This window comes from Bacillus norwichensis, assembly GCF_014836955.1.
Classification (GTDB): Bacteria; Bacillota; Bacilli; order Bacillales; family Bacillaceae_C; genus Siminovitchia; species Siminovitchia norwichensis.
The window spans coordinates 115781-124141 of the sequence record NZ_JACSPV010000012.1 but is presented as its reverse complement, the minus strand read 5'-3'; the positions used below and the strand labels follow the sequence as shown (position 1 = coordinate 124141).

Here is an 8361-nt window from a genome sequence, read left to right as displayed (position 1 = left end):
TTGAACTCCCATTCCCTCAGATAAAGTGTTCAATCTTATTTGGCGGGAACTGTCCACTTTAGTTTATCAGTCACAGCCACCCTATTTCATGGGCATGTATGAGCAGTTCGTCCACTTCTTCCTGTGAAAAATAGTGCACTCCATAATTATTGGGGTCACTAGTGTAAGGTTCACGAGTCCAAATAGTAGGCCCGCTACTGCTGCCATCGAGAAAAAGCTTTACTGGACCTATTCTGAACCTTTCATCCCCTAAGCCGGTAAAGATTCCCGCCTTGACAATATGTTTAACAATATCCTGAGCATTATTGAGCGCGCCGACCATAGCGTAGACTCTTTGTTTTATTAACCCTCTTTTACTGTCGGCCTGTAACACTCTTAGATTGTCGAGGCCATAGCCTGTCGCATCATGAATAGAAGTAATTCCTTTTTCAGCGAAATGTTCTGAGGCTACTATGTGTGCTTTTGATAGTTCTTCTTCTGAAAAAGCTGCGATATTAAACATCTTCATATGTGCATTTTCCAATAATAACCCAGAAAGCTCCCCCGCTGCCGTTTTATCAATTATTCCACCTTGGGGATCTGGGGTATTTCTGTCTATATTTGCCACCTTAAGAGCATAGCTATTTACCAATGAAATATGTCCACATATTCTGGAAATCATAATTGGATGCTCTGACGTAATATCATCCAGCTCTTCCTTAGTTGGAAACCGCTTGTCCGAAATAAGAGATTCATTGTACCCCCAAGCTCTGATCCACTGGCCTTTTGGTGTCTGATCTGCTTTCATTTGGATTTCTTGAAGTAGCTCCCTAATGGATTTTATCTTCTCATTTTGACAAGAAATGGATAAACAATTTGTTCCGTAGACAGAAATATGTAAATGTGAATCAATGAAACCCGGCAATAGAGTTTTTCCCTTCAAATCTATGATTTCACTATGATCATCTTTTAATTTTAAAATACTTTCGTTTGACCCGACTGCTGTAATTTTATTTCCGCATACAGCCACAGCTTCTGCTACTTGATCTTTCTCGTTAACCGTAATGATTTCACCGTTGATAAAAAGATATTCTCTATCCAATGATGAGACCTCCTTGTATCGTTATTATTTTCTCCCAACCCACAAACCCGCCATTGATCACGAAATTAATTCTATTAATTCTAAATGTTTAATTATATTTTAACAATACACACCAACGATTACATTAGACGAAATGTGAATTCCTTTCTATTAAAATTTTTATAATGTGTCCAATCAGAAGGCTTGAGGAAAAAACTACAGTGTTTCTAGGACAACAATATTAGACCTTCCTACACTATATGATGATGCTCTAAAAATGACCATCATAAATATAACAACTTTCCCCTCTTCCTGTTAATCAACCTTCCTTACACACGTAAAAGGTCATTACTTCATTCTCCTCAATATTTCTTCAATTAGTTTATAAAAACACAACAAAACCGGCCTCCATACGGACAGCCGGTTTTTCAGCTATAGCTTTAGTTCTCCCATGCGTAAAAGTTCAACTACAGCTTGAGAACGCCCCTTAACTCCAAGCTTTTGCATGGCGTTGGATATATGATTTCGAACTGTCTTCTCGCTTATGAACAGTTCGTTCGCGATTTCCTTTGTAGTTTTATCCTGAACTAATAGCTCAAATACTTCTTTTTCTCTTTTCGTGAGCAGCGGTTTATGAGTGAATTCGTTCTCCTTCAACTATTGTAACCCTCCTTGCCTTCGCCAGCTTCAACCGTGGGGATGGGTATTAACTTTGTCATCAACATCATATGTGAATCCAATAATGGGAGTGACATGGGAATGGCAAGAAAAACATAAATAGGCAATGATTCACTACTTTTTTCAAGCAAGTGCCTGGTTCATCAAACTGCCCCGTTGTTTTTCTCCATAGGAAAAGCCTTCAAAACAAGGTGGAGCAGGAAATGTCCTTAATTCCATCATATGTATTCAAAGAACAATTTGACATTATTTCACGCATTTGCGATTAAGCACACCCCATCCCTCCATCCTCATTTGATTACCTGAGATGAAATGAAGTTCTTTATTTTTGAATGACGCATTCAAAGCCTAAGAAGATCAATTGAAGTTACTAATAAAAACAGTCATAATAGAGTAAATAAAATAAGGTTTGGTGACATTAAGGGAGTTTTTCCAAGTCGATTAGAGTAGCTGAAAAGTTAAGGGTAGCGCGGACAACATTTACAGCATACGAGAATGGCTCTAAAGTGACATCAATTGATACTGTTAATCAAAAAACAAGTCCTTTTGAAGTTTCGACAACTATTTTCTCGGAAGAACTGATAATAAAATAAATCATAAAGTGACTGTAACCAGGCTAGAAGCAAATCTTTCTCCGAAGAGTTTAAAGGTTTTTGAAAAATCAACGAAACATCCTGGAATATTATATAATTTGGCGGAAAATCCAGAGAAAAAGGTTAAAGAGCTGATTGTAAGTTATCTAAATTGACATGAATATTCATTAAGAATAGCAAGGAATTTGTTGATGAACTGGATGACTTCCTTGGAAAATAAGCTAGATTTAATTTTTCAAAAACTAGAAGCGTTAGAGAAATTGTATTGGCCTTACCTGAATATGTATCGAAAAACGAACTAGAAATTTTCAAGCTAAAAAAGAGATATGCGGCGAGGTTGATCACGATCGAGAAAAGGTCGTGTTTATTTGTATAGAATAAAAATTTCACTTTTAAAATAGAGGATGATGAAAAAATGGATTTTATCGCTATTGATTTTGAGATCGCAAACAATAAACTGAATAGTGCATGCTCATTAGGGGTCGTATTTGTTCAGGAGAAAAAGATTATTGACGAAAAGTACTTTTTAATTCAACCTCCCACTCTAGTAATGGATCCGGACTTTTCCAAAGTACATGGTATTAATTTAGAAGATATTAAAGATGCCCCTAAATTTGATAAGGTTTGGAACGAAATTTCATATTACTTCAACGAAGAAAATTACGTGATAGCACATAATGCTCAATTCGATATGAGTGTACTTAAAAATTGCCTGACCACCTATTCCTTTGAGATGCCAGAATTTAACTATATATGTAGTATCCCCATTAGTACTAGAGCTTGCAGAGGAGAAGGGATTGGTAGTTCCTTAAAAGAAAGAACCAAAAGGTTCGGAATAACATTAAAGGATCACCATAACGCCCTTTCCGATGCTAGGGCATGTGCGGAGCTTGTAATTAAATCCATTGAAACAAAAAGAAGAAGATCAATTCATACATATTTGAGTACTTTTTCCTCCATCCCTGTAAGAAGTTTTACAGAATTAAAAGCTAATTCCACCTTTAGGCAAGGGATTGGTAATTTTAAAAAGATAAAAGTTACGGATATTACTGCAACCACGGAAAGCTTTGACGCCAATCATCTATTTTACAATAAAAATATCGTTTTTACTGGAGAGCTTGAGAATTTTGATCGAAAAGATGCGATGCAAGCAGTTGTTAACCTTGGCGGAATAATTAAAAGTGGAGTAAGTGGAACGACTGATTATCTTGTCGTTGGTAAACAAGATAAAAAGATTGTTGGAGAAAGTGGGATGAGTTCCAAGGAACGTAAAGCTTGTGAATTTATTGAGAAAGGAAAAGACTTAAAAATTCTTAACGAAAAAGAGTTTAAATTAATAATAGGTGAACATTCTAGTATAAATTTCTAAACGTACATATCATTTAAGAGTTACCTGTTGATTTGCATCTCAAATCAACAGGTGTGTAGAGCGATACAAAAAATAAACGCATCGGAAATCAGCGGACTTTACAAGAAACGCGGGTCGATTAAACTGTTTTCAAGCAGGTAAATCTTGAAAAAGCTGATAAAAAAAGCAACATTACAGTTTACAATCAAATCCATATAGCCATGATTAGTGTTACTGATGTCCGGAATACGGGATGTAAAGATGCTTTATAGAAATGTTGAACTTGATCAGTAATCTATAAATATGCTGATTATTTACATCTATTGTTCATCAATCAGTCTGCCCATTCAAAAAAGACCCATCCAAATCGGAAAGGTCCCACAAAGGAAAAATAAACGGGGCTGCTAGCATCCGCAATTCTTTGGCACTTTCATTCGAATCAAGGCCTCATTGGAATCCTGCCGTCAAACTAAGCATTTTCATCGAGATAAGTTCACATTATTCATCTGATGATAAACCTTATTTAAATAGTATAGGTATCGATTATATGAAATTGAAGTTTCATTATGGAGGACTACAATATGTTGAAGTTTATGAGTTATATAATCACGTGGCAGCATCGCATACTGTGCCAAGTGTTGGAACGATGGTCTTGTTGCTAAATTTTCCAGATAGGCTGATTGATTACTTCCCGGCCTTTTGGTCTTATTTAAAGCTTGAATCATTTGGTTAGCGCTCCTTATTCCCACTCCATGTCCAAAATATGTGCCATCATCGAGAACAACCGCATTTTCTCCTCTCCACCAAGAGGTTTCTGGATTAAAATCTGGATTATTAAAGTAGACGACATCTCCAGGTATGAAATGACTCGTATTAACGTTGTGTATTCCGAGGTCAGAATCAGAATGCCAGCTATATAAATAGAGGTTTTGGAATAATTGATCAAATAAATGTTCATCAATACTATTTAGAACAGCATGGTAATAGATAATCATCATTGCAGTAGCACATTCAAACGCATATAGCGAACTGTTTTTGTAAATATCTCGAATCGCTTCAGAAGGCTTTACACCATACCTTAACTGGAATCCACCTATGTTTGTCAATATCCAATATTGGGGATTACAACGAGATTTTTCTAAGGTTGCAAACTGAAAATTGCTTTGATTCATGGTTCTTGCACTTATTACGATGTTTTTCCGCAACTTAACCTCAAACAATAATTCATCCATTGATTGATACGAATAAATAATTGGATCTTCCTGCATTCGTTTAATGATGACACTTTCAATACTACCAGATGGCCACAGGTCACTTTGTTGAAATTGCGCTCCTGCTATTTGTAGCAACGATCCTTCACTCCAATCTAAATGTCATTTGTAGTATTACCAGCGTATTCAACCTTTTTTTGAATGTGTATTCGACTACAGACAGTCCTAATTTTGCCGGCATACATTGGAGCATTGTATGTTTTTATTACGTTTCCACTAGGGATAAGTGTAGGGAAAAAAATATAAATCCAGAGAGTCTAGCAGAATCAAAGCAGAGATCAAAACTATAAGGGTAAAAAGATATATAGGATAGACAAGAATATTAAGGCTATCTAATACGCTCATTCTGTTGCATCATTCGTTACTTTAGTAAAAAGTCAGTCAGAAGCTTTGACTGATTTCTCTTTGCATAGGGTATACATCTCGTTGTATATGTGATTGCGAACTGTCTTTTCGCTTTTGAACTCGTCCGCGATTCACTTTGTAGCTCTAGAAGCAGCAGTTCATGTGTGAATCTGATCTCCTTTACTGCTGCAACCCTGCTTTCCTTCGCTGCCGGCTTTAACCATGGAGTTGACCAGCCAATAAGCTTCACGCTTTTTCGATCAATAAACAACTTCATCCCTGTCCCATTTCTTTGGGATACAGGGATGAACTGGAGTTCTTTTATTTGGTGACGTATTCAAAGTCTAAGGGTGACTTCCATAAAGCTAACGATTTTCTGAGCCCCCTATTAACAATTCAATCTCTTTCTCTTGCTCTATTTGTATCTCTAATATTTTTCTGAACTGTTATAGCAGCAAATATGCTGAGAACGAATGCCATGCCATAAAATCCCTTTTCGCTTAAAACAATACTTCCTGCATTGTATAAACCAATCGCCATTAATAAAATTGATACAATTAGTGCAAACCAACTAATGCCATAATAAATGCCAGTGACTGGTATTCCTTCATCTTTGTCTCTTACTGCTTTTTGTAAAGATACAGCTGAGTATAGTCCAAATATTAGAACTGCAAAGTAATATCCTTTTTCATTCAGTTGCATGTCTGCATTATACAATCCTATTAGATAAGCTACAGCACCCACAAACAGCGCTGCCCAGGCAGCCCCTTTAAAAGCTGAGGTTGGTTCCCCTTCTTTTCTTTCTACTTTGATTTTTGGGTGCTTTTCTTTCTCCTTATCTAATACAATTTCATTATCATTATTCATTGCTTTTCACCTCCATTTTTCATCGAATAATACATTATAGCGCTTCCTTAATTTATTATATAGAAATCTCTTCCAATTAGTCGATCATTTTTTGAGATTACTTACTTAAATTAGAATGTTCTTAAGTACTTTCATGCTCAATTGATTATACGCACCGTAAAAAAATCTAAATGAGCATAAAATAAATCAGCTAAGAGACTTTGCCCCTTAGCGGATTACTATTTTGATATAAACGGAGAGCGGCTCCGTTTATTTAGGTTTCTTTTGTTCAAGTCCTTTTTCTCTGTTATGAACTTCCTCGCAGCTTTTTGCCACAATATGCATACAGCATTTATTTTTTTCTTTTTTCATCAGTGGAATCGAACTTATCTGTATCATTTGTAAACAGAAAATAAGAAATAACCCCTGAGATGAGGGCAGCACCAATCGCAAGATATGTCCGCATATTCAATTCAATGTCGGTATAATATTTATTCAACCACCAACTTGCCATTAAATATACGATAATGGCGATCGGCAAAGGAAACAGTACAAGTCTTTTCACATTTCAACTTCCTTTTTTAAAAAATTTTATTTGCGCCTAAATTGTATTGAGTTCCACTCGATACATTGCCTTTGAAAATCTACGGCAACCGCCGAAGACTTTAACTTTATTCAGACAGGGGTTGAATGGGAATACCTACACACCACTTACAGAAGTCAGAGACTTCTGCTGAATAAAGTTAAACTCTCGACATCAGTCGCTCTTTGAATTCTTCCGACCAAGGAACGCTCTTCCCGGTTGCTTTGGAAACTTGAACGATTGCTCCCCTGCCAGTAAAACAGAGAGAGCCATCCTCCCGCACCACCATGTAGTGAAGGTCTGCCGAGGAAGTTCCTATTTTATTGACTTTTACAAAAACCTTTAACTGTTCGTCAAAATATACCTGTGACAAAAAATCACACTGCAAATCCGCCACAACTGGCATCGTTTCCTGAGAGGACTCCACCCATTTCTGCATCAATCCCGCTTTTTTAAAGAAACCGATACGCGCCTGTTCAAAATAGACCGACGGTACTGTGTTATTCAGGTGTCCGAACATATCGGTTTCTGAAAAACGGACTTTCACTTCCTGGTAAAATGAAAAGTCATTTTTCCATTGTTCCAAGTCTTCTATGTATGACATTCGGGACATATCCCTATCTTCCTCCCTTTAATCAAATGCGCTTTGACGTATTTGCCTCCAGATTTTATTGAGCTTCGCTCGGTAAATCTCCAATAAAAATCTGCGGCAGCCGGGGGGTGAAGCCCCACTTAACAAAATACCAATATGCATTCAGTTCACCACTTTATAGAAGTAGGAGACTTCTGCTGAATGAAGTTAAAAAATAGCAGCTGCCTCAATGTGGACAGCTGCTGTTTTTGTGTAAACAAGCAAGATATATTTAGAATTAATCCACCATGTGGTCGCTTCCGAAGAATTTCTTAAACATTTGTATGCTTGTAGCACGGTTCATCGCAGCAATTGAAGTTGTCAACGGAATTCCTTTCGGACAAACTTGAACACAGTTTTGGGAGTTACCACAACCTGTGATTCCTCCATCCCCCATAAGTGCTTCAAGACGCTCGTCCTTGTTCATTGCTCCAGTTGGATGTGTGTTATACAGACGTGGCAATGATAGGAATGCAGGTCCAATAAAATCGGACTTGCTGTTAACGTTCGGGCAAGCTTCTAAACATACGCCGCAAGTCATACATTTTGAAAGCTCATACGCCCATTGGCGTTTTCTTTCTGGCATGCGCGGGCCAGGTCCAAGATCGTACGTTCCATCGATTGGAATCCAGGCTTTGATTCGTTTTAATGAATCAAACATTCTGCTTCTATCGATGACCAAGTCACGGACAACCGGGAAAGTATCCATTGGCTGTAAGCGAATTGGTTGCTCAAGCTTATCAATCAAAGCCGTACAAGATTGACGCGGCTTGCCATTGATTTTCATAGAACATGCTCCACAAACCTCTTCAAGACAGTTCATATCCCATGCGACTGGTGTAGTTTTTTCCCCTTTGGAATTTACCGGATTACGGCGAATTTCCATCAACGCCGAGATGACGTTCATGTTCGGGCGGTAATTCAGTTTGAATACTTCTTCGTATGGCTGGGAATCAGGATGATCTTGTCGAGTGATAATAAAAGTGACAGTTTTGTTTTCGCTCAT

The 8361-nt window shown here is 37.4% G+C and carries 9 protein-coding genes; 1 reads left to right on the top strand and 8 read right to left on the bottom strand.

The window, feature by feature from the left end:
* Positions 1-70 precede the first annotated feature (70 nt).
* A complete protein-coding gene (locus tag H9631_RS09555) occupies positions 71-1081 on the bottom strand; it encodes an amidohydrolase (protein ID WP_191812164.1) in 1011 nt (336 codons plus the stop codon).
* Positions 1082-1492: 411 nt separating this feature from the next.
* Positions 1493-1717 (bottom strand): helix-turn-helix domain-containing protein, encoded by a 225-nt coding sequence (locus tag H9631_RS09550; protein WP_120075451.1) that lies wholly within the window; start codon positions 1715-1717, stop codon positions 1493-1495.
* Positions 1718-2746: 1029 nt separating this feature from the next.
* Between H9631_RS09550 and H9631_RS09545 the strand changes: the two genes are divergently transcribed.
* Complete coding sequence (locus H9631_RS09545; RefSeq protein ID WP_191812162.1) at positions 2747-3700, top strand: exonuclease domain-containing protein; 954 nt, start codon at positions 2747-2749, stop codon at positions 3698-3700.
* A 458-nt stretch (positions 3701-4158) separates the two neighbouring features.
* Here H9631_RS09545 and H9631_RS09540 read toward each other — a convergent pair whose 3' ends face one another.
* The 6 genes from H9631_RS09540 to sdhB form a co-directional block, all read right to left on the bottom strand.
* Positions 4159-5028 (bottom strand): protein-glutamine gamma-glutamyltransferase, encoded by an 870-nt coding sequence (locus tag H9631_RS09540; RefSeq protein WP_191812160.1) that lies wholly within the window; start codon positions 5026-5028, stop codon positions 4159-4161.
* 283 nt (positions 5029-5311) lie between these two features.
* The gene (locus tag H9631_RS09535; protein WP_191812159.1) at positions 5312-5572 is read right to left on the bottom strand and encodes a hypothetical protein; all 261 of its coding nucleotides are present in this window, start codon (positions 5570-5572) and stop codon (positions 5312-5314) included.
* A gap of 119 nt (positions 5573-5691) precedes the next feature.
* Positions 5692-6162, bottom strand: a complete 471-nt coding sequence (gene yiaA / locus H9631_RS09530) for an inner membrane protein YiaA (RefSeq protein ID WP_191812157.1) — start codon at positions 6160-6162, stop codon at positions 5692-5694.
* A 331-nt stretch (positions 6163-6493) separates the two neighbouring features.
* Complete coding sequence (locus tag H9631_RS09525) at positions 6494-6706, bottom strand: hypothetical protein (RefSeq protein WP_191812179.1); 213 nt, start codon at positions 6704-6706, stop codon at positions 6494-6496.
* Between the two features lie 178 nt (positions 6707-6884).
* Positions 6885-7337: an acyl-CoA thioesterase gene (locus H9631_RS09520; protein WP_191812155.1), complete on the bottom strand. Its 453-nt coding sequence runs from the start codon at positions 7335-7337 to the stop codon at positions 6885-6887.
* A gap of 256 nt (positions 7338-7593) precedes the next feature.
* Positions 7594-8361 carry a succinate dehydrogenase iron-sulfur subunit gene (gene sdhB, locus H9631_RS09515; RefSeq protein ID WP_191812153.1) on the bottom strand — a complete coding sequence of 256 codons (768 nt, stop codon included), beginning with the start codon at positions 8359-8361 and terminating at the stop codon, positions 7594-7596.

Bases quoted from the DNA above. Each gene is read 5' to 3' on its own strand.
- H9631_RS09535 (WP_191812159.1), bottom strand. From the start codon at position 5,572: ATGAAGTTGTTTATTGATCGAAAAAGCGTGAAGCTTATTGGCTGGTCA.
- H9631_RS09520 (WP_191812155.1), bottom strand. From the start codon at position 7,337: ATGTCCCGAATGTCATACATAGAAGACTTGGAACAATGGAAAAATGAC.
- yiaA (WP_191812157.1), bottom strand. From the start codon at position 6,162: ATGAATAATGATAATGAAATTGTATTAGATAAGGAGAAAGAAAAGCAC.
- sdhB (WP_191812153.1), bottom strand. From the start codon at position 8,361: ATGAGCGAAAACAAAACTGTCACTTTTATTATCACTCGACAAGATCAT.
- H9631_RS09545 (WP_191812162.1), top strand. From the start codon at position 2,747: ATGGATTTTATCGCTATTGATTTTGAGATCGCAAACAATAAACTGAAT.